Genomic DNA, 23460 nt, shown 5'->3' on the forward strand with positions numbered 1-23460 from the left:
TCAGGTTTTGAAAACCATCCAGATTTTGAGATATAGGTTTTTTCTAAATTAACAACTTCTAATAAAGGGGATTTTGAATAAATATTTTTGTGAAAAGCTTTTCTGTCTTCACTTGAAACAAGAGTTCTATCTGTTGTTTCATTCATGAAATCCTTTATGGTTGGAAGTCTTTTCAATCTCACATCCAACGAAGGTTTCGAATTGATTAAAGCTTTTGTATATATATGTTCAGGATCTTTAAAAATTTGTTGCACAGGACCTTGTTCCACAATTTCTCCTTGATACATAACTAAAATCCGATCTGAAATTTCAGAAACCAAAGACAAATCGTGCGAAATAAAGATAATACTCATGTCTTCTTCAGCTTGCAACTGTTTTAAGAGCAAAATAATCTCTTTTTGAACGGTGACATCCAAAGCTGTGGTTGGCTCGTCTGCGATTAGTATTTTGGGTTTGCAAGCAATAGCCATAGCAATCATAACCCGTTGTTTTTGTCCACCAGAAATTTCGTGAGGATAAGCATTAAAAACCCGATTTGGATCTGGAAGTTTTACTTTTTTAAAAAGTTCCAAAGTTTCAGCTTTTGCCTCTTTTTTAGAGCATTTTGTATGCTGTAATAAAATTTCTTGAACTTGTTTTCCACAAGTCATGGACGGGTTTAAAGAACTCATAGGTTCTTGAAAAATCATGGCAATTTCGTTCCCTCTTATCTTCTGAAATTCTTTAGTAGCTACTTGGGTTAAATCTACATCTTCAAACAAAATACTTCCATGAGTAATTTTTGAAATATTTTTTGGAAGTAAACCAAGTATAGCAAGAGATGACACCGATTTTCCAGAGCCAGACTCCCCAACAATACCGAGGATTTCATTGGTATTTAGATGAAAGGAAATATCGCGGATTATTTCTTTCTCTATCTTATTAGACAAGAAAGAAATAGATAGGTTCTCTACGCGAAGTAAATAAGTATTTGGCATAGGTAAATGTAGCTATTTTGTATTTTTTAATTACGGTTTTCCCGTAATTATATTCAATAATGAATGTATTTAATCGAAAAACAAAAAAATATATTTTCATATTCGTAAAAAATATCTACATTCATGAGATTTTAATAATAATTAATCCAACAAATTCAATAATTCTCATGAAAAACACTATTACTTTACTAATAATGGGTTTTCTGCTAATTGGAAATAGTTTCGCCCAAGAGCGAAATTGTGCTTCCATGGAAAACCTAGAATACCGGCTGCAACAGGACCCAGGTCTTGCACAAAAAATGGCTCAAATTGAGTCTTACACACAGAACGTAGTTCAAAACATGGAACAGAACAGAATAGAAGGTTCTATCATAACAATTCCTGTGGTTGTACACGTTATTTACAGTAATTCGAACGAGAATATCAGCGACGCTCAAATCTTGTCGCAAATTCAAGTATTGAATGACGATTTCAGAAGAATGAATTCGGATGCAAATAACACTTGGTCTCAGGCTGCAGATACGCAAATTCAATTTTGTATGGCAAGCGTAGATCCTAACGGAAATCCAACCAATGGAATTACTAGAAAATCTTCTACAAAAACATCTTGGGGAACCAATGATGCTATGAAAAAATCCTCGCAAGGCGGTGTAAATCCTTGGGATGCTTCTCAATATTTAAACATGTGGGTTTGTAATATTGGAGGTGGAATTCTTGGCTATGCTCAATTTCCAGGAGGAAGTGCTGCTACTGATGGCGTTGTTATTGGTCCAAATTATTTTGGAAGTAAAAATGGCGGTTCAGGATTTTATTTAGCTTCACCTTTCAATTTAGGAAGAACAACAACCCATGAAGTAGGTCACTTTTTAAACCTTCGTCATATTTGGGGAGATGGTGGATGCTCTGTTGACGATTTTGTAAGCGACACACCAACATCTGATGCTGCAAATTACGGTTGTGCCACAGGACATGTGTCTTGTGGAACTACAGATATGGTTCAAAATTATATGGATTATAGCGATGATGCCTGTATGAATTTATATACCGTAGGACAAAAAAACAGAATGCGAGCCATTTTACTTCCTGGAGGTTCTAGAGCTAGCCTTGGAGCTTCAACAAAATGCAATGGTGGAGGAACTACTCCTACGTGTTCAGATGGCGTTCAAAACGGTGATGAAACAGGAGTTGACTGTGGTGGATCTTCTTGTGCACCTTGTCAGACATCTTGCACAGGCAATGAAGTAATTCTTTCCATTAAATTCGATAATTATCCAGCAGAAACTGCTTGGTCACTTAAAAACGCAAATGGAACAACAGTAGCTTCAGGTGGAACTTATGGATCTCAATCTGGTGGTTCTACTATATCAGAAACATTATGTTTGGCCGATGGATGCTATACCTTTACAATAACCGATACTTATGGAGATGGCATTTGCTGTTCTTATGGTAATGGAAACTATTCTGTAACTGGTTCAACTGGAGTATTGGTTTCAGGAAGTTCGTTTGGAGCTTCGGCAGCGACTAATTTCTGCGTAGGAAGTGCTCCAGTACCAACTTGTACAGATGGCATTCAAAATGGAGATGAAACAGGAATCGATTGTGGAGGTTCTTCATGTGCACCTTGCTCAACAGGAGGGACAGATTTACTTCATGAGGGTTATTTCGAGTCTGGCTGGGATGGATGGTCTGATGGTGGAAGCGATTGCGCGCGTTATTCGGGATCTCGTTCTTACGAAGGAAATTACTCCATTGAGTTAAGAGATAATTCTGGAACGGCTTCGGCAATGACGTCACCATCCTTTAATTTGTCAGCATACAACCAAGTGGAAGTAAAGTTTTATTTCTACGCATACAGTATGGAAACTAATGAGGATTTCTGGTTGCGTTTCTATAATGGTTCTAGTTGGACTACAGTTGCAAGTTATGCAAGTGGTGTTAATTTCAATAATAACACTTTCTATACAGCAACCGTTACGTTAGATGCTTCAAAATATAATTTTGCAAGCAACTCTCAATTTAGATTCCAGTGTGACGCCAGCAATAACAGCGATTATATTTATATAGATCAGGTTACTATTAGAGGTATTGGAACGGGTACTAGAGGATTAGGAAATTCTATTGAAGCCATTAGAACTCTAGATACAGCTGATGGTTTTGCTTCTGAAGAAGATTTCTTATTATATCCAAATCCTGTTAAAGGATCTGTATTGAATGTGAAATTGCCAGGAAACACTTCAGGAACTTTCAGAATTATTAATATGGTTGGTCAGGTTGTGCTTACCGGAAACTCCATTAAGGAAATAAACGTGAGCAGCTTAAAAACCGGCATGTACTTTATAGAAGTAAATGATGGTGAAGAAATTATGACTAAGAAATTTATTAAACAATAGTTGTAATTAATCTATTGAAACAAGAAGTCCAGAGTGAAAGCTCTGGACTTTTTTATTTTATTATTTGGGTGAAATAAAAAAAAACTTTGTTAGTTGGACTCTATGTTAAACTACACTACTTTATAGAAGCAGATAACTGAATAAGATCGATACACTCTTTATAAGTCTTTTCGAATGGAATTCCATTTTTAGGATCATATTCACTTAGTTTGATGTAAATATCTTTTCTCACATCCTGACAGGTATTCACATAAAAATCATGACCATCAATTTTCCCGAATTTTCTGTATGAAATTAATTCTTGTAAAGGATATACAATAAGATGATCTATTTTGTCTTTAATTTCTATGTCGCTACAATCTTCACAAATTGAGGTATATTGAGTGAGTTCGCCAATATATTTATGTAGTAGTTTATCTGTAAAAAGATGAGAGGCTTCGTGATATATTCTTGTTCTAAGATTGTTGTCCAGTTCTAAAATAGTATTTTGTATGGTTGGTTCTTTTGGATCCTCGCAAATATTTGCAACAATAACCGCTCTTTTCTTCGGATTGTATTTGTCGTAATATGTTACGGCTTTGTTGTTTGCATTGTTGGTAAGCTCAACAATAACAATGAGTTCCATTCCCTTTTCTTCAGATTGATAAAAGGTTGTAATGGTGTTAAAAAGTTGTTCTTTATCTAATTGTATTTGGACCTTTTCAACGGCTTTTTCATAAAACTCTTGATTGTCTGTGTAAAAGGATTTGAAATCCGTTTTATGATAAAAATCGATAAGAAGTGGTCTTATTGAATCCATTTCTTCTTTTGAAACGCCATAAGTTGGAAATTCTTTTGAATAAATAGGATCCATTTTAAAGTTTTCTAAAGTATCATACATGAAACCTATAGTTGGAAAATCAATTCCCATAGTTTCGTGATCATATATGTACTGAATTAACGGATGACTTTTATAAGGCTCGAAATAGGTGTTTATTCTGTTTAAATAGGCTGTTTTACAAGGAGCTAAATCTGGAGGTAAATCGTCTTGAACAGCAAGATTAAAAATTGTTCTAAAAAATTCGGTACGCTCGTCTACCTTAAAAATTATTTTGTTTTGCTCAAAACTAGAGGGGTTCTCAGTTTTAATTGTTCTTTTTTCTTTGCAAGAGAAAATAGTTATTATCAGGATTAAACTAGTAATGAATATGGATTTGCTCATGGTTTGTTTTAACTATACAGATTATTCCTTGTTAAGAATGTTACAGCTATTATTTAAGGTATAAAAAAACTGAATGGTTATATATGAACAATCTCATTCTCCTGAAGTAACTCTTCACCTCGAAGTCTTAAGAAAATTTGAGCCACTGCAATGGTGTCTTTTTCGCAATAAGTAGTACTTCTATCTATGGACTTTTATGTTGTAAAATAACCAAAAGTTTTTTCGGATCTTGTCTATTGTCCCAAAATGCGGAAATTATTATTTGCGTATTGGTTACTTTATAATATATGTTAAAGTGACCTAAAGAAGTCACTTTTATATCATTGAAATCAGTCGATTTGTTAATAAAGGGTTTTTTGGAAATTTGCTTGGTTTTATCAGAAACCAATCTCATAAGTTTCTTCGAATAAGCATTAGATTTATTTCGTTTTGCCCAATATTCCAAAACCCCAACGAATTGAAGATCTGCTGTTTTAGTCCAAACTACATTGCGTTGAGCCATTCTAGATTTCGTTTATCCATGGCTTCTTGAGAAATCAATTTTCCGGCTTTAATGTCTTCTTCACTCATTTCTAACATGGTTTTCTGTTCTTTCGTTAGTTCAATAATTTCTGAATCAGAGGTACTTGATGAAATTAGTGTACTAAGTGCTTCTAAAAAATCCTTGTTTTTAATGGACATAATTTTGTCTATTAATTCGTTTCTTAGGTTATTTACCGTTTTCATTTTATGTTTCTTTTTTAGCAATCTTACTATTTACTAAAGTACCATATTTTAATAGCCTTTCAAAATTCTAACTAATTTTAGCAGTTGTTTCTTAAAAAGGATTTTGTGGTAGGAATATAAATTAGTGACACGTCTCTAAATTACTTATTATATATGAACAATCTCATTCTCCTGAAGTAACTCATCACCTCGAAGTCTTAAGAAAATTTGAGCCACTGCAATGGTGTCTTTTTCGCAATAAACAATAATTCTGTCTATTTGGTTTTCTTCATAATACACTCTGTAAACTTCACTACCATCTATATCGTCTTTTGGCGAAGGAATGCCTAAAATATTGGTCAGTAATTTTAAAGACGTATAATGTTTGTAATCGCCAAATTTCCATAATTCTAAGGTGTCGAGATGAGGAACTTCCCAAGGTTTTTTTCCGAAGAGATTCAGTTTATATGGTAATTCTATGTTATGGATAATCATCCTTCTGGCTATATATGGAAAATCGAATTCCTTACCATTATGAGCACATAACAAATGTTTGGTCTGACTAAAATGTGAAACAAGCAGGTTTTTAAAATCTTTTAGAATCTTGGTTTCTTCCCCATAAAAGGAAGTCACTCTAAAGGCTCTAACATCTCCTTGATTTTTAAAATATCCGACAGAAATACAGACTATTTTTCCAAACTCTGCCCAAATTCCTGCTCTATCGTAGAATTCTTCAGCTGTAAATTCGTCTTTTCTTTGGTATTGGGTTTTATGCTCCCAAAGTTCCTGTTTGGTTTTATCTAAATCGGTAAAATGCTGATTTTCCGGAACGGTTTCAATGTCCAGAAAGAGGATGTTTTCGAGATTTAGTTTGTCAATCATCTCCTAAAATTTAAGACTTAGATAATAAAGTTACACATTGTTTTCCAAATATTCCAGCAATTCCTGCAGCAAGGCCTCCAATAATTCCGGTAACTAGAATTAAAAGATAGGCATTTCCGTTTAAAGGTAATAATACGGCCATCTTTTTAGCTAGAATAAAATCGTTGGCATTGCTTAACCAAAACGAATATCCCATCCAAAAAACAGTAATGGCCAAAAAAGGAATCACAAAAACCGAAGCCTGTTTCAAACTAAAAAACATACTTGTTGCGAAAGCTGCTACCATAATAGACCACCAAGGTAAAAATTGAGATAGAATAAGTGCAACAAGAATAGTTGCTATAAAATTGATAATATTTTTTGTCATGATTATGGAGTTAAAGTTTGTGTTGAAATAACACCTTCTGTATTATTTTGATCTTGAATAAAAAGGGCTTCAAAATATTCGCCAACAGCCCAACGGTCTATAAAATTATCATAATATTTACTTCCTGGATTTCCAGATTGTCCACCTGGATAAATACCTAGAGCTGTTGGAGGCGAGGTCATTTCTACAATCATTCTCCAAGAAGGGCCATGGTTGGTATCGGCTGCATTTACTGTATTTCTATCACCACCAATAGGTAAATTGAACCTTGAAAAAGCTGGTAAACCTTGTAATAAATGGCCAACATAAGTGCCTTTATAGGCTTGCCAATTATAATCGCCATGAATTTCTTTCCATGCGTTAAGTTCTTGGACGGTTTCTTTAAAAGTGATTAAAAACAGATCTTTAGCTGTTTCTTTTTCCGGTGTTGCAACAATATCCATAAAGTCGTCTTCTGGATGATTTTTAAGCATATAAATGGTTTGGTAAACAAAAGGCATCATATAGGCTATGTTTTCATTTTCAAATTCATCCCAAGTTAAAGGGTATAATTTCTTCCACCATAAATCCCAAACACTTGGCGCTGTTTTGTCAATATCACTATTATAATCCCAAGCTTTAATAAGTTTTAAAACGCCTTGCTCTTCTTTATTTAAATTGGAAACATCCATGTGTTCAAGCATGTATGGCAATAATTCGGAAGCTTTTAAATTGTAATTGTTGTTTAGAAGATCTTTAAAATCTTGAATATTGAATTTTTCTTTAGAGTTAAAGAAATCGTTAATCACTCTGTTTCTATAAGTTTCATAGCCATCGTTAAATACATAAAACGGATACGATTCATCTACAGGATGCTGATTGGCAGAACTGACAAAACCACGTTCTGGATTTTTTGAAAACGCATTGTATTCCTTAGGAATAAAACTTTGCCAGTCGTTATCTGGATTGCTGCCATCCATTAAGAATTTACCTTGCCCTTGCCATTTATTTGGAAATAATCCTTGAATCCAAATGGCAATATCTCCAGAAGTAGAAGCAAAAGCGAAATTTTGTGCAGGAGCTACCCAGTGTTGAAGAGCTGCCAAATAATCGTCGTAATTTTTAGATGAGTTTAAATCAATTAATGTTCTTTGATTATTGCCGCCAATATGTCCAATCCATTTCATGGCATAGCCTTCTTTTTGGCCATTTCCTTTAAAAGTATGATCGTAACTTACAGGTCCATGGTGGGTGTAAACTACAGAGTCTAAATAGGTTTCTTTCCCTCGAATTTTAATTTCTTCAACTCTTAAAGTAGCATCTTTCCAGACGTTATTATATTTGTATTGCGATCGGCTTTCATCTTTAAATTCAATTTTATACCAATCCATAACATCTCTTGTGGCATTAGTTTCTCCCCAAGCAATATCCGTATTAAAACCCGAAACCACACCCATAGCACCAGGAAGCGTGGCTCCGTAAGAGTTGTGTTCTGGAGTAGCCAATTGCATTACAAACCAAATGGAAGGCAAGTTGAGTCCTAAATGTGGGTCGTTGGCAAGAATAGCATTTCCTGAATAAGATTTTTCACCTGAAATAGCCCAATTATTACTTCCGTTATTAGCATGAGGTTTTTCCATGGTTTCCGAAATGGCATCCAATGGTAATTCGCTTAATGGCGTTTTAGTGATGGCCGTATCTATGTAACTCCAGTCTGTATCTTTTGGAATAATGGGATCGTTCACATCAAAAAAATCGGGATATAAAACATCGAATCTTTCTTCTCCTAATAATCTTAAAGCATTGGTGTATTCTAGATCGTGTTGTCGGCCACATAACATATCCGTCATATACATGAGCAAATAGGCTGTTTTATCTACAGACCATAATTCAGGTTTATAACCTAATAACTTGTACTCAATCGGATAATTTTTTGGATGTAAAGATTGAATGTAGCTGTTTACACCATCACTATAAGCTTTAAGGAATTCTAAAATCTCTGGATCGTCTGCTTCCATTTTTTTAATGGCATTTTCTGCGCCAAAACCCATGCCCTTTCTGCGTTGGGCTCTGTCGTAATCCAATGCTTTTTCTCCTATAATTTCTGAAAGTCTTCCAGAAGCGGCAAAGGTTTGAAAATCCATTTGCCAAAGTCGATGCTTAGCTGTAATGTACCCTTGAGCTCTATATAAATCGCTGTCATTTTGTGCGAAAATGTGTGGCACTAGTTCTTCGTCATAATGAATGGTAACTTTGGCTGAAAGTCCGTCCATTTGAACATTCCCAATGGTAGCTTCCGTTTTTTCATTTTGCCAAATCCCTTGTGCTGGATTTAGAAATTCGCCTAATGCCGGAACAGCTTCAAATTTGGTGTTTAAGACGAAAAAAATCCCGATTAGTAACACTAAAGATATTAGAAATTTGAGGTATTTCATTTATTGAGATGTATTGTGGTTTGTAGATTTGATAGCAGCGTGCTGCGATGCGTCTTGATTTTAAAACTAAAGATAGAATATTTTTATGGAATATGCGCTGTTGGAAATTTCAGACTTAAAACAAACTTTGTTGTTTATACGGGCTTTCGTGTTCCAGCAACCATTTTTTTCGATGCAACCCTCCAGCGTAACCTGTTAAACTTCCATCGCTTCCTATAACACGATGACAAGGAACAACAATCCATAGAGGGTTTTTACCATTGGCATTTGCTACGGCTCGAATGGCTTTAACATCACCAAGTTGTCTTGAAAGTTCTAGATAAGACCAGGTTTTTCCGTAGGGAATGGTTTTCAACTCTTCCCATACCTTCTTTTGAAAAGTGGTTCCTTCTGGATTTAATTGAATATCGAAATGGGTGCGTGTGCCTTCAAAATATTCTTGAAGTTGTTGCACGCAGTCTTCTAATTCTATGGGAATGACATCCGTAGTTTTTTCGTCGGAATTTAATATGATAATGGATGAAATTCCATTTTCATCTCCAGTTATTTTGGTGAAGCCTAGAGGCGTTTTTATAATGCAGTCTTCCATTAATCTTCGGGTTTAATAACGTCTATTAATCCAAGCCGCTTGGCTCTTGCTTCCCAACTACGTCTGGCTAAAAGTTGTAAGTCTGGAACATCATCACTTTCGTCCATGATTTCTAAACCCAAAAGAGTTTCAATAACATCTTCCATGGTTACTAAACCACTTACAGAACCGTATTCATCAACAATTAGAGCCATGTGGTTTTTGCTTTCAATCAACTGCTCGAATAAGCGGGGAATAGGCATGCTTCTATTAATAATAATGATATTTCTTTTAATTTCCGTAAGTAATTTATGTCCATTACCAAAAGCCATTTCCTTAAACACTTCGTCTTTTAAAACCAGCCCTGTAATATTATCTGGGTTATCGGTATAAACCGGAATTCTAGAGAATTTTATATTGGCATTATTTCTAAAAAAGGTTTCAATACTTTGGTTTTCATTTTCAATACTCATTACAGTTCGCGGGGTCATAACATCTTTGGCTAACACTTCTTTAAGGGTTAACATGTTTTTTATAACCTTACTTTCAGATTCTAGAAAAACACCTTCTTCTTCTGCAATGTTTGTCATGGCATGAAAATCTTCACGACTTAAAATACTTCTATGTCCATTGCCGCCAATAAGCTTGGTTGTAAGTCTTAAAAGCCATAAAATTCCTGTGTATTTTAGAGGGAAAATTAAAATATTAAGTGCTGGTGCAGTAAAGCCTACTAAAGATTTCCAATAGGAAGCACCAATAGTTTTTGGGATAATTTCTGATATTATCAATATAAGTAAAGTCATGATGGCCGAAACAATTCCAACGGTATTTATTCCAAAGACTTCTATTTTAAAAGGTAATTTTTCCGCTTCAATACCAACCATCATGGCGCCTAAAGTATGTGCAATGGTGTTAAGGGTAAGAATGGCTATTAAGGGCTCATCGACATCGTCCTTAAGCGCTTCTAGCTTATAAGCATAGTCTTTTCCTTCTTGTTTTTTAACACTAATAAAGGTTGGAGTAACGCTTAGCAATACGGCTTCCAAAATGGAGCATAAAAATGAAATGAAAATTGATATAGTGGCCCAAAGAATTAGTGTGCTCATTAATGAGTATTTTGTTTCTTGCTAATTTAAGAATATTATGGGAGTGTGACTATATGTCGGGAAAGGAATTTTAGCAAACTTGAGTTTCTATAATATATTTAAAATGTGGAAACTACTTAATAAAATTATAAGCAACATAAATTTCATTTAAGTCAAAATTGCATCTTGGTTTGTAGTATCTTGTGACAAAAGAATAAATAGTAAACTTCAAAATCGCGCTCCATTTGCTGGAATTTTAAGTAAATTTAAACCAAAAGGAATAGCTTAATAATAACTTATTAAAAATGTTTTTTCGGACTTAAATTGAAGAAATCAAATGTTGGCTATTTGATCAAATCGTCCTCAAATTAAATAAATATGAAAACGTATCATTTCCTATCTCAAATATCATTTTTAAAAAAATACTCTTATAAATTCCTCTTTGTAGCTTTTTTGGGCATTCATATACCCTTATTGGGGATAATATTCTATGCGTTATTCGCTACCTCAATTTCAACTACAACCTTTATTCTAATTACTTTAGGATTAACATTAGCTGCCACAGCATTGACTTTAAGAGTTCTAAATGCTCTTTTAATTCCAATAATTAAAGGGAAATCTGCATTGAAAGAATATGTGGAACACAATACAGTTCCAAATTTGCCAATTACTTATTCGGATGAGGTTGGTGAAATGTTGAGAAATATTCAATATACGATAGAATGTTTAGATGAAGTGGACCAGGAAAAACAAGATATTATTGAACTTATTTCACACGATTTAAGAACGCCAGTCCTACAATCTCTTGAGGTAATTAAGTTTTTAAACGAAGATGGTGATGATCCGAAAGAACGAGAAGAAAATTTAGAATTATTGACTGAGATTACCAATAAGCAGTTTAATTTTTTAGAAGGAATGTTGAAAATTTTAAAGACTAAACATATAGAAGTAGGTCTTAAGAATTTCGAGATTTTATCTATTTCAGAAATTATTCAAGAGATTATAAAGGATAACGAGAAACGTATTGAAGTTAAACAATTATCGGTGCTTAATAAAATTCCAGTAGATGTGAAGCTAAATGGACATGCACTAGGTATAAAACAGGTTTTTGAAAACCTATTGAATAATGCCATTAAGTTTTCTGAAAAGCATGGTGAAATTCATATATCAGGAAATTCAAATAATGGTAGGATAGAAATTATTGTTAAAGATAACGGGGTAGGTTTTAATGAACGAACCAAAGACAACCTGTTCAGTAAATTTGTACCAGGCCATTTAGGGACGGACGGGGAGCCAACTACGGGATTGGGACTGTATCTAACCAGAAAAATTGTAGAAAAACATGGAGGTGCCATACAAGCTTTTAGTGATGGTCAAGGTCTAGGAGCCAAATTTATGGTTTCTATTCCTGTATAATTTTCAAAAGTTAAAAGCAACTTTGGGGTTTTTAAATGTGTTTTGGATTTTGATTATTTATTAAACACCATAAAAGTAAAAGACCTCAAAGCTTTTAAGGGCATGAGGTCTTCTATTTTTTTATGATTGTTGAATTCTTTTTATTTGTTCAATAACTTCACCACGTCTTTTGCAAAATAACTAGCAATAATATCTGCTCCAGCGCGCTTCATGGCTGTAATTTGTTCCATCATAACGGCGTCGTGGTCTAACCATCCTTTTTGGGCTGCTGCTTTAAGCATGGCGTATTCTCCAGAAACTTGATAAACGGCAACAGGTACATCCACTTCGTTTTTAATGTCTCGAACAATATCCAAGTAACATAATCCTGGTTTTATCATTACGATATCTGCACCTTCATCGATATCCATTTCGGTTTCCCTAAGGGCTTCAAAGCGATTGGCAAAATCCATTTGATAGGTTTTTTTATCTTTTGGAATGTTTTTTAAATCTACTGGAGCTGAATCCAAGGCATCGCGAAAAGGTCCATAAAACGCTGAAGCATATTTTGCCGAATAACTCATGATTCCTGTGTTTAAAAATCCTTCGTCTTCAAAAGCCTCACGAATGCTTAGTATTCTACCATCCATCATATCGCTTGGTGCTACAAAATCGGCTCCTGCACGAGCATGAGACAGACTCATTTCTGTTAGTATATCGACACTTTCATCATTTAAAATCATGCCATTTGCTATAATTCCATCATGACCGTACATGGAATATGGATCCATGGCAACATCTGTCATAACTAACATATCCGGACAGGCATTTTTAACAGTTTTAATAGCGCGTTGCATCAAACCTTTTGGGTTTATAGCTTCTTTTCCGGCATTATCTTTTAAATTATCGGGAACTTTTACAAAAAGCAACACCGATTTTAATCCAAGTTTCCAAAGCTCTTTAACTTCTTTTTCAAGCAAGTCCAAGCTGTAACGATAGTAATTAGGCATGGAAGCAATTTCTTCTTTTACTCCTTTTCCTTCAACCACAAAAAGTGGAACTAAAAAATCGTTTGGAGAGATAATGGTTTCTCGAACTAAGCTTCTAATAGCTTCGTTTGTTCTTAATCTTCTATTTCTTTTTATTGGATACATATTTTATTGATTTTTGGCATAACCTAAGTAATACCATGTTTCATTTTCTTTTATAAAAGCCGATTTTTCATGAATAACCTCAATCTTTCCGTTTTCATAAAAATAAGCGTTAAACGTTACTGTTCCTTCTTTGTCGTTCTCTAAACCTTGAGTTGTTTCTAATACTTCTAGTTTTATCCATGCTACAGATTTTGCCCATTTTACTATCGCTTTTTTCCCTGAAGTTGGTCTGGTAGAACGGTGATGGGTTTGCATTAAATATTCACCATTAGCTAGTACAAATGCGCTATATCTAGAGCGCATAAGTTGTTCTACTGTTTCTGTTTTTCCTTTATTTAAATGAAAGATTTCACAGCACTCTTTATAGGTTTTGTTATTTCCGCAGTAACAATTCATATGACACCCAATCTATAGGGTTTTGTAATACGTTGATTAATTTTTCTTCTTCACTTCCTTTTTCTGGATGATGATCATAGACCCATTGCACATGTGGAGGCAGGCTCATTAAAATGCTTTCAATTCTTCCGTTTGTTTTAAGTCCGAAAAGAGTTCCTTTGTCATGAACCAAATTGAATTCTACATAACGTCCACGACGGATTTCTTGCCAAGTACGTTGCTCTGATGAATAGGATAGTTTTTTTCGTTTTTCAACAATAGGCACATAAGCTTCCAGAAAACTATCGCCTACTTCTGTTACAAAACGATACCAGTTTTCCATGGACATAGCTTCTGTAGCTTTACAATAGTCGAAAAACAAACCACCTATTCCACGGCCTTCATTTCTGTGCGAATTATAAAAATATTCGTCGCAACGCTTTTTGTAAGTTGGGTAAAATTCATGATGATGCTTGTCGCAGGCTGTTTTACAGATTTGATGGAAATATTTGGCATCCTCTTCAAATAAATAATAAGGAGTTAAATCTTGTCCGCCACCAAACCAGCTATCCACAATATTTCCATCTGGATCGTACATTTCAAAATAACGCCAATTGGCATGAACTGTAGGAACCATTGGGTTTGTAGGATGTAAAACTAAGCTTAAGCCACAGGCAAAGAAATTGGCATCTTTAACACCAAAATGTTGACGCATGGTTTCAGGAAGTTCTCCATGGACTGCAGAAATATTGACGCCGCCTTTTTCGAAAACGTTTCCATTTTCTATAACACGAGTTCTTCCTCCACCGCCTTCAGGGCGTTCCCAAAGGTCTTCTTGAAATTTAGCCTTGCCATCTACAGCTTCGAGCTTTGAAGTTATGCTATCTTGTAAGTCTTGTATGTATTGATAAAATTTATCTTTCATTTTGGTATAATTGAATAAACCTGAATGATCTCAAAGAACCTACAGGTTATTTAATAATGCAATTCATAAAGTTCCATATCCAAATTGGATTTTCCTGAAACATATTCTTTTTCCAAAGTCTTGGTCCAAGTAAATCCGCAACGCTCGGCAACATTGATACTTCTTGAATTTGTTTTATGAATAATGATTTGCAATGTTTTTAAGCCTAATTTATTTTGAGCAAATTTAGATGTCGCTTTAATGCTTTGGGTAATCCAACCTTTACCAGAAAATGAGGCTCCAATGCAGTAAGCAAATTCACCTTGTTTTAACTGATAGTCTATGTTTTTTAAAATAATCAAACCAGCTACGGCATTTGTTTCTTTATCCTTAACGGCAAGAGTGAATTCCGTTCGATTTTTTAAAGCTTTGTTTTTATTGGATATATAGATTTTAGAATCTTTTTCAGATAGATTTTGCTCTAAGGTTCTGGGCAAATACTTTTGAAATTTCTTTCCATTTAAAATCATTAAAGCACTTAAACTTGAAGCGTCCTTGGGTTTGAGCGCTTCAAGTATAAATGTTTCTGTTGTAAAAGTCATTTTTTAAACTCGGTATTCTTTTACAGCATCAATAAATGCTTTGGCATTGTCTAGAGGAATGTTCGGTAAAATTCCATGCCCTAGATTTACGATATATTTATCTTTTCCAAAGTCGGTAATCATTTGATGTACCATTTTTTTAATTTCAGCAGGAGGAGAAAATAGTCTTGTAGGATCAAAATTCCCTTGTAGAGTAATATTTCCACCAGTTAAATAACGTGCGTTTTGAGGCGAACATGTCCAGTCGATTCCTAAAGCAGAGGCTCCAGATTTTGCCATAGTATCTAGGGCAAACCAACAACCTTTTCCAAAAGCGATTACTGGAGTTTCATCTTTTAAAGCATTAATAATTTGTTGAATATATTGCCAAGAAAACTCTTGATAATCTACAGGAGATAACATGCCTCCCCAAGAATCGAATATCTGAACCGCATTGACACCTGCTTTTACTTTTTCTTTTAAATAGGCAATGGTAGTATCGGTTATTTTTTGAAGTAATTGGTGTGCAGCTACAGGATTAGTAAAACAAAACTCTTTGGCTTTATCAAAATTCTTACTGCCTTGTCCTTGTACACAATAACATAAAATGGTCCATGGAGAACCAGCAAAACCAATTAAAGGAACTTCGTCATTCAATAATTCTTTGGTTGCTTTAATAGCTTGGTATACATAATCCAATGCTACGGTAACATCTGGAACAATAACGTTATCGACATCTTTTTGTGTACGGATTGGATTTGGTAAATAAGGACCAAAATTAGGTTTCATTTGTACCTCAATATTCATAGCCTGAGGAATTACTAAAATATCGCTAAATAAGATGGCAGCATCCATTCCATATCTACGGATGGGTTGCACCGTAATTTCACTAGCTAATTCTGGTTTTTGACAACGTGTAAAGAAATCGTATTTTTCTTTTATTGCCATAAATTCAGGTAAATAACGTCCTGCTTGACGCATCATCCAAACTGGTGGGCGCTCAACTGTTTCACCTTTTAATGCTCTTAAAAATAAATCGTTTTTTATGCTCATGTTGTTTTTCATTCCTGCAAAATCAGGATTTTTTTAATTGTACTTTAATTTTTGTGTCAAAGCAAAACAAATGTGTTTTCTATGACTTATTTATATTTACAAGGTTCTTGAAGCCTTGAAGAAAATTTAGTTATAATGTTCGTTTACCAATTCTATCACACTTTCAACCGTTGGAATTTTGGCTACGCGAACATCTTTAAAATGTTTTCTAGCTTCTAAAGCTGTAGAATCTCCAATACAAAAGGCAATGCCATTTGCATGGTTTTTCTTTATAAAACTTTGAACAGTTGACGGGCTGTAAAACATAACCCCTTCAATATCCTTTGCTACTTCAATAGCATCATATTTTGTTTGGTAAGCCTCTATTTCGTTAATTTTAATGTTGTTTTCAGTTAAAATATCCGGAATATAATCCAATCTTAAATCGCTACAGAAATAGGTTACTTCTCTTTCTTTTAAATTTTCGGCTAAAAAATTGGCCAAATCCTTTCCATAATTTTCTGCGTGTACTACTTTTCCAATACGTCTTTCTACCAAGCGTTTGGTACGACGGCCCACACAATAGATGTTTTCAAAATTTAAATCTTCTTTAGGACAGTTGGTTAAAATGGCATCTACCGTATTTTGACTGGTAATAATTACGTTTTTCATGGGTGCTTTTAAAACAGCAGCCGAAATCCTATTCAAATTTATTTTAACAGCATCGTTACTGGTTGCAACTAAGTCGTTGTTTAGAAGTTGCATTTGTCCTTCGGTTAAAGACTTTGTAGAATAGATGTTAATTTTTTTGTTTTGGGTTTTAATGCCATTCATGATAACTTTCCCGCCTCTTTCTATCACATAATCTGAGCAGTATTTGGCAATGTTTTGGTGATTGCCCACTTTTTCGGTTCGGGTAACTTCAATTTTTTTCTCACCATTCGGACTTAATAAAACACCTTTAAATATAACTTCTTCATCCTTAATATAGGCTAAAGCACCAATTGGCGCCGAGCAACCTCCTTCAAGAAGGTTTAGGAATTTACGTTCAATAGTGGTGCAAATCTCTGTTTCTTCGTGGTTAAGTTCTGCACAAATAGCTAGAAGTTCTTCATCTTCTTCTAAAGCGGTTATTACAATAGCACCTTGTGCAGGAGCTGGAATCATCCAGTCTAAATTTTCAATGTTTTCAGGTTTAATATTAAGTCGTCCTAAACCTGCAGCAGCAAAAATAGCTCCATTCCAATCTTCGTTATCTTTAAGTTTTTGAAGTCTTAATTGAACATTCCCTCTTAAACCAACAACTGTATGGGTTGGGAACCTATTGAGCCATTGTGCACGACGACGCAAACTTCCGGTAGCTACGATGGCATCTTTTTGTGCCAAAAACTCTTCGTTGTTTTTAAATACTAAAGTATCTTTAATGTTGCCTCGTTTTAATACAGCGGCTTGAACAATGCCAATTGGTAAGATAGTTGGAACATCTTTAAAGGAATGGACCGCTATGTCGATATCTCCATTTAGCATGGCTATATCTAGGGTTTTGGTGAAAATGCCTGTTATCCCTAGTTCGTAAAGGGGTCTGTCTAAAACTAAATCGCCAGTAGATCTTACTGGAACGAGTTCTGTTTTATGTCCTAAATGTTCTAATTGTTGTTGTACTGTTTTGGCTTGCCATAGCGCTAATTGGCTATCGCGTGTTCCTATTCTAATTATTTTAGACATGGTTTGTAGTGGCTTCTAATTGAAAAACCTTTTTTATTAGTTCTAGGCTTTCGTCTATGGTACTTGCGTCATCCTTTAAGTGATGCGCAAAATGATTGGTAATTTTTTGTATGATATTATTGCTGATTAATTCGGCTTGTTCCTCATTAAAACCAGGTAGCTTTTTACGTTGGGTATCTAGTTCAGCAATTTTGAAATCATTTAATTTTAATTTTAAGGCTTTAATGGTTGGTGCAAATTTTCTAGTTTCTAACCAACTATTGAATTCCGTTTCAACCTCTGTAATAATTTGTTTTGCCTGAGGAATTTGCTCCTTACGTTTCTCTAGGGTTTCATCTGTAATTTGAGATAAATCGTCTAAATGTATAAGGGTAACATGTTCTAATTCTGTTACGTTGATATTCACGTTTTTTGGAATAGATAAATCTAAAATTAATAAAGGTTTTTTAGACTGTAACAGGTGTTTGTCAACCGTTGGGTTTTGTGCTCCCGTGGCGACGATTAACACATCCGACTGATTTATTTCTTCTTGTAAATTGGCATAATCCTTAACCAAAACGTTGAATCTACCAGCAACTTCCTCTGCTTTATTCTTAGTTCTGTTTATTAAGGTAATATGTTCGTTTTTTGTGTGTTTTACTAGGTTTTCGCAGGTGTTTCTACCAATTTTTCCAGTACCAAAAAGCAAGATATTTTTGTTGCTAACATTTGGCACATGGTTCATGATATATCGTACCGAAGCGAAAGAAACAGAAGTTGCTCCAGACGAGATGTTGGTTTCAGTTTTAATACGTTTACTAGCTTGTATTACAGCATTAATTAAACGTTCTAAGAAGGCATTTAATAGTTGTTCTTTTTTAGAGAGTCTAGCACTTTTTCTAAGTTGACTGATAATTTCGAAATCACCAAGAATTTGGCTGTCTAATCCAGAACCAACCTTAAACATATGTGATACGGCCTCTTTACCTTTGTAAATATAAGCCACATCTTGAAACTCTTCTATAGTGCCTTTGGTGTTTTCACAAAGCAATTTAATAAGTTGATATGGATGTTCTGCAAATCCGTACAATTCGGTTCTGTTGCAGGTAGAAGTTACAATTAAACTTTCTAATCCAGTTTCCTTAGCTTGTTTTAATAAGTTAGTTTTAGCTTGTTCGTCTAAACTAAAATGACCTCTAATTTCGGCATCTGCTTTCTTATAGCTTAAGCCAATGGCGTAAAAATAGGTAGATTTTGATGTATTCATGTATTCCATACCCGATTGGGAAAATTTTCGAAACAAATGTATATTTATGTTTAGACAAAAAGTAACGCTCAAAGAACTATAAGTGTCGTTACGGGTTTTTTAACTTAATTTTTTTATATAATATGATAAATGTCATACTTTTGCATGCGTATCAATGCTTTTAGACGGTTTAGTTTAGAATGAATCTAAATAGAAAAAGATGAGTCCAAGTTTTATTAGTGAAAAAAATATCGCTCGAGGTTCTTTCGAGGAATTGGAAATTGAGAAGGATTTTTATGTTTTAACTTATCGCAACGAAAGTGGTGTTTTTGAAGCCCTTGAACGTGAGATAGATAGTAGTTTTATTCAATTTCACTATTGTGTAAAAGGTTCTAGCAAATTTGTTTTTAATGAAGGGAGGTATGCCCTTGACATTCAGGACGAAAACTCGCTATTACTTTACAATCCACAACGCGACCTACCTATTCATTTAGTGGTCGACCCACATTCTTGGTTGGTTTCTGTATTGATCTCCATTAAAAAATTTCATAGTTTATTTTCACAGGAAGCAGATTATATCACATTTTTGAGTGAAGATAATAAGGATAAAAAATATTATAAGGATGGAAAGATTTCTCCGTCTATGGCTATTGTTTTAAATCAGCTGATAAATTTCAACTTAAATTCTTCCATTAAAGGATTATACTTTAAAGGAAAAGCTTACGAATTATTAAGTTTGTATTTTAATAGAAGTGAAGATGCCAATATTGAGCAATGTCCATTTTTGGTAGATGAAACCAATGTGATTAAAATTAGAAAAGCCAAGGACATCATTATAGCCAGAATGGCTGAGCCTCCTACTTTACAAGAGCTGGCAGATGAAATTCAGTTAAGTTTAAGAAAGTTAAAAGAAGGTTTTAAAGAAATTTATGGCGATTCTGTGTTTAGTTTTTTATTCGATTATAAAATGGAAGTCTCAAGAAAATTATTGGAAACCGGAAACCTTAATGTCAATGAGGTAGGCTTAAAAGTAGGTTACAGCACCTCAAGCCATTTTATTTCGGCCTTTAAAAAGAAATATGGAACTACTCCAAAAAAATATATAATGTCGGTATCTTCGCAGACTTAATATAGTAATTTTTAAAAAATGGAATTTCCGTTTTTTCTGTTCCCCAACAGCTAAGCAAAATAGAAAATATGAAAGGCATATTATTAGTAAATCTAGGATCACCAGAAAGTCCAACCGCAAAAGATGTAAAACCATATTTAGATGAGTTTTTAATGGACGAACGTGTTATAGACGTTCCTTACTGGGCAAGAGTTCTTATAGTTAGAGGAATTATATTAAATACAAGACCAAAAGCATCTGCTGCAGCTTACCAAAAAATTTGGTGGGAAGAAGGCTCTCCGTTAATTGTTATTTCAGAAAAATTACAAGAAAAAGTGCAGGAACAACTAGAAAATTATCCGGTTGCCTTAGCCATGCGCTATGGAAGTATGACCATAAAGAAAGGTTTGCAGGAGTTGGTAGGTAAAGGTGTGGACGAGGTTTTGTTATTTCCGCTGTATCCGCAATTTGCCATGGCAACAACCGAAACTATTACGGTGCTTGCCGAAAAGTTGAGAAAAGAACACTTCCCAAATATAAAAATTACAGATTTTCCTGCATTTTATAACGATCCTGATTATATTGATGTGTTGAGCGATAGTATTTCAAAGAATTTAGAAGGAAAATCAATCGAGCATTTATTGTTCTCTTATCATGGCGTTCCAGAACGACATATTTTTAAGAGAGATGTTACCAAATCGCATTGTAAAATAGATAAAAGTTGTTGTATTACGCCATCCAGCGCACATGAGTATTGCTACAGGCATCAATGTTTAGAAGTAACCAGATTGGTTGCTAAAAAGTTGGACTTAAAACCTGGTGCGTATTCCAGTAGTTTTCAATCAAGACTAGGTTTCGATCCATGGTTACAACCACCAACAGATAGAACCATAGAGCGTTTAGGAAAACAAGGTATTAAAAGTATGGCTGTTGTTACTCCAGCTTTTGTTAGCGATTGCTTAGAAACTTTAGAAGAGATTGCAATGGAAGGTCAGGAGATTTTCCACGAAATAGGTGGTAAAGATTTCACAACAATCCCTTGTTTAAACTACGACGAGCCTTGGGTAAATCTCTTATCAAAATGGATTAAAAGTTGGGCAGAACCTAGTATTGCAGAACGAGTTTAATGGCAAAAACATCTTCACAAGATTTAGGCACACAACCCATAGGCAAACTGTTAATTAAGCAGGCAGTTCCAGCTTCTATTGGAATTTTGGTCATGTCGCTAAACATTCTTGTGGATACTATTTTTGTAGGAAACTGGATTGGCCCCACGGCTATTGCTGCTATTAATGTGGTTTTACCTGTTTCTTTTTTTATTGCTGCATTAGGAATGGCTATTGGAATTGGAGGTTCTTCTATTATTTCAAGAGCTCTTGGAGGAGATAAAACCGAAAAGGCCTTTAAAACCTTTGGAAACCAAATAACTTTAACGTTATTATTTACAATTACCATGGTTGGTTTTGGCTTGTATTATGTCGATTCCATCATCCCAGCTTTTGGTGGTAAAGGAGCTATTTTTGAACCTGCTAAAATCTATTATGTGATTGTGCTTTATGGTGTGCCATTTTTAGGCCTCTGTATGATGGGTAATACCGTAATTAGAGCAGAAGGAAAACCTAAATTTGCAATGTATGCCATGATGATTCCTTCTGTTGGGAATTTAGTCTTGGACTACGTGTTTATCAATTTACTGGATTACGGCATGGCAGGTGCTGCATGGGCTTCAACGATATCTTATGTATTGTGTTTTGGTTTTGTTTTGTGGTTTTTTGTCTCTAAGAATTCAGAGTTAAGGATTAAACTCTCGGATTTTATACTTCATAAAAAAGTGGTTTCAGAAATTGGATCATTAGGTGTTGTTACGCTTTCTAGACAAGCGGTTGTAAGTATTACTTACTTGTTTATGAACAACATTCTTTACGATTTAGGAGGAGAAACATCTGTTACTGCTTATGCTATTGTAGGAAGAATGCTCATGTTTGCTTTATTCCCTGTTTTTGGAATTACTCAAGCATTCTTACCAATTGCCGGCTTTAATTATGGCGCCTCACAATTTTCAAGAGTGAGAGAAGTTATAAATACAGCCTTAAAATACGCCATTATTTTAGCCAGTATTATTTTTGTACTGCTCATGGTTTTTCCTGAAAGTATTACGAGATTATTTACGCAAGATCCAGACGTGCTAAAAGAAACCCCAAGTGCTATGAGATGGGTTTTTGCAGCAACACCTATTATTGCGTTTCAATTAATTGGAGCGGCCTATTTTCAAGCCATAGGTAAAGCTGTTCCTGCATTATTTTTAACTTTAACCAGACAGGGATTCTTTTTTATTCCTTTAATTTTAATTTTACCATATTTTTATGGCGAATTAGGCGTGTGGATGTCCTTTCCAATTTCGGATGTCTTGTCAACTATTGTTACTGCCTATTTCCTGAACAAGGAAGTTAAATCGACTTTAATCGTTGCACCAGAAGAAAAACAATAAGTACCTTTAAACCGTGGAATATTACAACTACATAAAATCGCTTCATCTTATATTTGTTATTACCTGGTTTGCGGGTTTATTTTATATTCCTAGACTTTTTGTGTATCAAATTGAAGCTTCGCATAAACCTTCACCTGAAAAGGAAATCCTTGGAAAACAACTCAAGCTTATGGCAAAAAGGCTATGGCATATTATTACTTGGCCTTCAGCTATTTTGGCAAGTATTTTTGCTGTTTGGTTATTGATTTTACAACCATATTGGTTGGAACAACCTTGGATGCACGTGAAACTAACTTTTGTTTTACTTCTGTATATCTACCATTATAAAACACATCTTTATTACAAACAATTACAACAGGATGTAGTTAAAAAGTCGTCCAATTTTATGAGGCTTTGGAACGAAGGAGCCACATTTATTCTTTTTGCAGTGGTGTTTTTGGTTATTCTAAAAAGTGCCATCAATTGGATTTTTGGGGTAGTTGGAATTTTTGTTTTGGGCATTTTATTGATGTTAGGATTTAAAATCTACAAGAACATTCGGGCTAAAAATCCGGATGCCTAACCGTTAAATTTCAAATTTGCAATTTTATTAATTCCAGACACTTAAAACCCCGGTAGGATTTAAATTTAGGTGCTGTTAAACTTCAATTGGTTTGATTATTGTTACATTTATCACAGCTCAATTTTAACCATGTATTTAGGAAGATTTTCATTACGAGTTCGCATATTTATAGCCATGATTCTATTGGTTTTGTTGGCATCTATTTTAATTGCCTCAGTGGCCATCTATCAATACAACGAAGAGGCTAGAGATTACCACAATGAAAGGCTAGAGCGTAAAGAAGAAAATATCAAGGAAAGTATTAATTACGCTATTAGAAAAA

General features: G+C 34.5%; 22 protein-coding genes and 2 pseudogenes. 7 read left to right on the forward strand and 17 right to left on the reverse strand.

Features of this window, described 5'->3' with window-relative positions; translation table 11 throughout:
* Positions 1–977, reverse strand: a 977-nt coding sequence (locus VKY47_RS12670) for an ABC transporter ATP-binding protein (protein ID WP_324313180.1), incomplete at its 3' end; no start/stop codon positions are given.
* Positions 978–1144: 167 nt separating this feature from the next.
* Here VKY47_RS12670 and VKY47_RS12675 point away from each other — a divergent pair.
* Positions 1145–3367 (forward strand): M43 family zinc metalloprotease, encoded by a 2223-nt coding sequence (locus VKY47_RS12675; RefSeq protein ID WP_324313181.1) that lies wholly within the window; start codon positions 1145–1147, stop codon positions 3365–3367.
* A gap of 115 nt (positions 3368–3482) precedes the next feature.
* Here VKY47_RS12675 and VKY47_RS12680 read toward each other — a convergent pair whose 3' ends face one another.
* From VKY47_RS12680 to VKY47_RS12720, 9 genes and pseudogenes are all read right to left on the reverse strand, one after another.
* The gene (locus VKY47_RS12680; RefSeq protein WP_324313182.1) at positions 3483–4568 is read right to left on the reverse strand and encodes a DUF4932 domain-containing protein; all 1086 of its coding nucleotides are present in this window, start codon (positions 4566–4568) and stop codon (positions 3483–3485) included.
* A 77-nt stretch (positions 4569–4645) separates the two neighbouring features.
* Positions 4646–4762, reverse strand: a pseudogene (locus VKY47_RS12685) (3'-5' exonuclease); the annotation flags it as partial.
* Positions 4753–5070 carry a type II toxin-antitoxin system RelE/ParE family toxin gene (locus VKY47_RS12690; RefSeq protein WP_324313183.1) on the reverse strand — a complete coding sequence of 106 codons (318 nt, stop codon included), beginning with the start codon at positions 5068–5070 and terminating at the stop codon, positions 4753–4755. The gene VKY47_RS12690 and the pseudogene VKY47_RS12685, both read right to left, overlap by 10 nt.
* Positions 5052–5294 carry a hypothetical protein gene (locus VKY47_RS12695; protein WP_324313184.1) on the reverse strand — a complete coding sequence of 81 codons (243 nt, stop codon included), beginning with the start codon at positions 5292–5294 and terminating at the stop codon, positions 5052–5054. The genes VKY47_RS12690 and VKY47_RS12695 overlap by 19 nt, the downstream gene beginning before the upstream one ends.
* 147 nt (positions 5295–5441) lie before the next feature.
* Entirely contained in the window at positions 5442–6155 is a 714-nt protein-coding gene (locus VKY47_RS12700; protein ID WP_324313185.1) for a 3'-5' exonuclease, read from the reverse strand.
* A 10-nt stretch (positions 6156–6165) separates the two neighbouring features.
* Entirely contained in the window at positions 6166–6522 is a 357-nt protein-coding gene (locus VKY47_RS12705; protein WP_324313186.1) for a hypothetical protein, read from the reverse strand.
* 2 nt (positions 6523–6524) lie between these two features.
* Positions 6525–8936 carry a penicillin acylase family protein gene (locus VKY47_RS12710; RefSeq protein WP_324313187.1) on the reverse strand — a complete coding sequence of 804 codons (2412 nt, stop codon included), beginning with the start codon at positions 8934–8936 and terminating at the stop codon, positions 6525–6527.
* Between the two features lie 115 nt (positions 8937–9051).
* Positions 9052–9525 carry a methylated-DNA--[protein]-cysteine S-methyltransferase gene (locus tag VKY47_RS12715; protein WP_324313188.1) on the reverse strand — a complete coding sequence of 158 codons (474 nt, stop codon included), beginning with the start codon at positions 9523–9525 and terminating at the stop codon, positions 9052–9054.
* A complete protein-coding gene (locus tag VKY47_RS12720; protein WP_324313189.1) occupies positions 9525–10610 on the reverse strand; it encodes a CNNM domain-containing protein in 1086 nt (361 codons plus the stop codon). Before VKY47_RS12720 ends, VKY47_RS12715 begins: the two co-directional genes overlap by 1 nt.
* Before the next feature lie 357 nt (positions 10611–10967).
* Between VKY47_RS12720 and VKY47_RS12725 the strand changes: the two genes are divergently transcribed.
* Positions 10968–12005, forward strand: coding sequence for a sensor histidine kinase (locus tag VKY47_RS12725; RefSeq protein WP_324313190.1), 1038 nt, complete (start codon positions 10968–10970; stop codon positions 12003–12005).
* 140 nt (positions 12006–12145) lie between these two features.
* Here VKY47_RS12725 and hemB read toward each other — a convergent pair whose 3' ends face one another.
* The 7 genes from hemB to hemA form a co-directional block, all read right to left on the reverse strand.
* The gene (hemB, locus tag VKY47_RS12730) at positions 12146–13138 is read right to left on the reverse strand and encodes a porphobilinogen synthase (protein ID WP_324313191.1); all 993 of its coding nucleotides are present in this window, start codon (positions 13136–13138) and stop codon (positions 12146–12148) included.
* Positions 13139–13141: 3 nt separating this feature from the next.
* Complete coding sequence (locus VKY47_RS12735; protein WP_324313192.1) at positions 13142–13534, reverse strand: YchJ family protein; 393 nt, start codon at positions 13532–13534, stop codon at positions 13142–13144.
* Positions 13512–14438, reverse strand: a complete 927-nt coding sequence (hemF, locus tag VKY47_RS12740) for an oxygen-dependent coproporphyrinogen oxidase (RefSeq protein ID WP_324313193.1) — start codon at positions 14436–14438, stop codon at positions 13512–13514. The genes VKY47_RS12735 and hemF overlap by 23 nt, the downstream gene beginning before the upstream one ends.
* 50 nt (positions 14439–14488) lie before the next feature.
* The gene (locus tag VKY47_RS12745) at positions 14489–15019 is read right to left on the reverse strand and encodes a GNAT family N-acetyltransferase (protein WP_324313194.1); all 531 of its coding nucleotides are present in this window, start codon (positions 15017–15019) and stop codon (positions 14489–14491) included.
* A gap of 3 nt (positions 15020–15022) precedes the next feature.
* Complete coding sequence (gene hemE / locus VKY47_RS12750) at positions 15023–16051, reverse strand: uroporphyrinogen decarboxylase (RefSeq protein WP_324313195.1); 1029 nt, start codon at positions 16049–16051, stop codon at positions 15023–15025.
* Between the two features lie 126 nt (positions 16052–16177).
* Entirely contained in the window at positions 16178–17755 is a 1578-nt protein-coding gene (gene hemC / locus VKY47_RS12755; RefSeq protein WP_324313196.1) for a hydroxymethylbilane synthase, read from the reverse strand.
* Positions 17748–19010 (reverse strand): glutamyl-tRNA reductase, encoded by a 1263-nt coding sequence (gene hemA, locus VKY47_RS12760; RefSeq protein ID WP_324313197.1) that lies wholly within the window; start codon positions 19008–19010, stop codon positions 17748–17750. Before hemA ends, hemC begins: the two co-directional genes overlap by 8 nt.
* A gap of 190 nt (positions 19011–19200) precedes the next feature.
* On the opposite strand from hemA, the gene VKY47_RS12765 reads away from it, so the two are divergent.
* The 5 genes and pseudogenes from VKY47_RS12765 to VKY47_RS12785 all read left to right on the forward strand — a co-directional run.
* Positions 19201–20109: a helix-turn-helix transcriptional regulator gene (locus VKY47_RS12765; RefSeq protein WP_324313198.1), complete on the forward strand. Its 909-nt coding sequence runs from the start codon at positions 19201–19203 to the stop codon at positions 20107–20109.
* 68 nt (positions 20110–20177) lie between these two features.
* Positions 20178–21215: a ferrochelatase gene (gene hemH, locus VKY47_RS12770; protein ID WP_324313199.1), complete on the forward strand. Its 1038-nt coding sequence runs from the start codon at positions 20178–20180 to the stop codon at positions 21213–21215.
* A complete protein-coding gene (locus tag VKY47_RS12775; protein ID WP_324313200.1) occupies positions 21215–22576 on the forward strand; it encodes an MATE family efflux transporter in 1362 nt (453 codons plus the stop codon). Before hemH ends, VKY47_RS12775 begins: the two co-directional genes overlap by 1 nt.
* Positions 22577–22589: 13 nt before the next feature.
* Positions 22590–23138, forward strand: coding sequence for a CopD family protein (locus VKY47_RS12780; RefSeq protein ID WP_324313201.1), 549 nt, complete (start codon positions 22590–22592; stop codon positions 23136–23138).
* Positions 23139–23267: 129 nt separating this feature from the next.
* Positions 23268–23460: pseudogene (locus VKY47_RS12785) on the forward strand (two-component sensor histidine kinase); the annotation flags it as partial.

It is taken from the genome of Xanthomarina sp., assembly GCF_035306705.1.
GTDB lineage: Bacteria > Bacteroidota > Bacteroidia > Flavobacteriales > Flavobacteriaceae > Xanthomarina.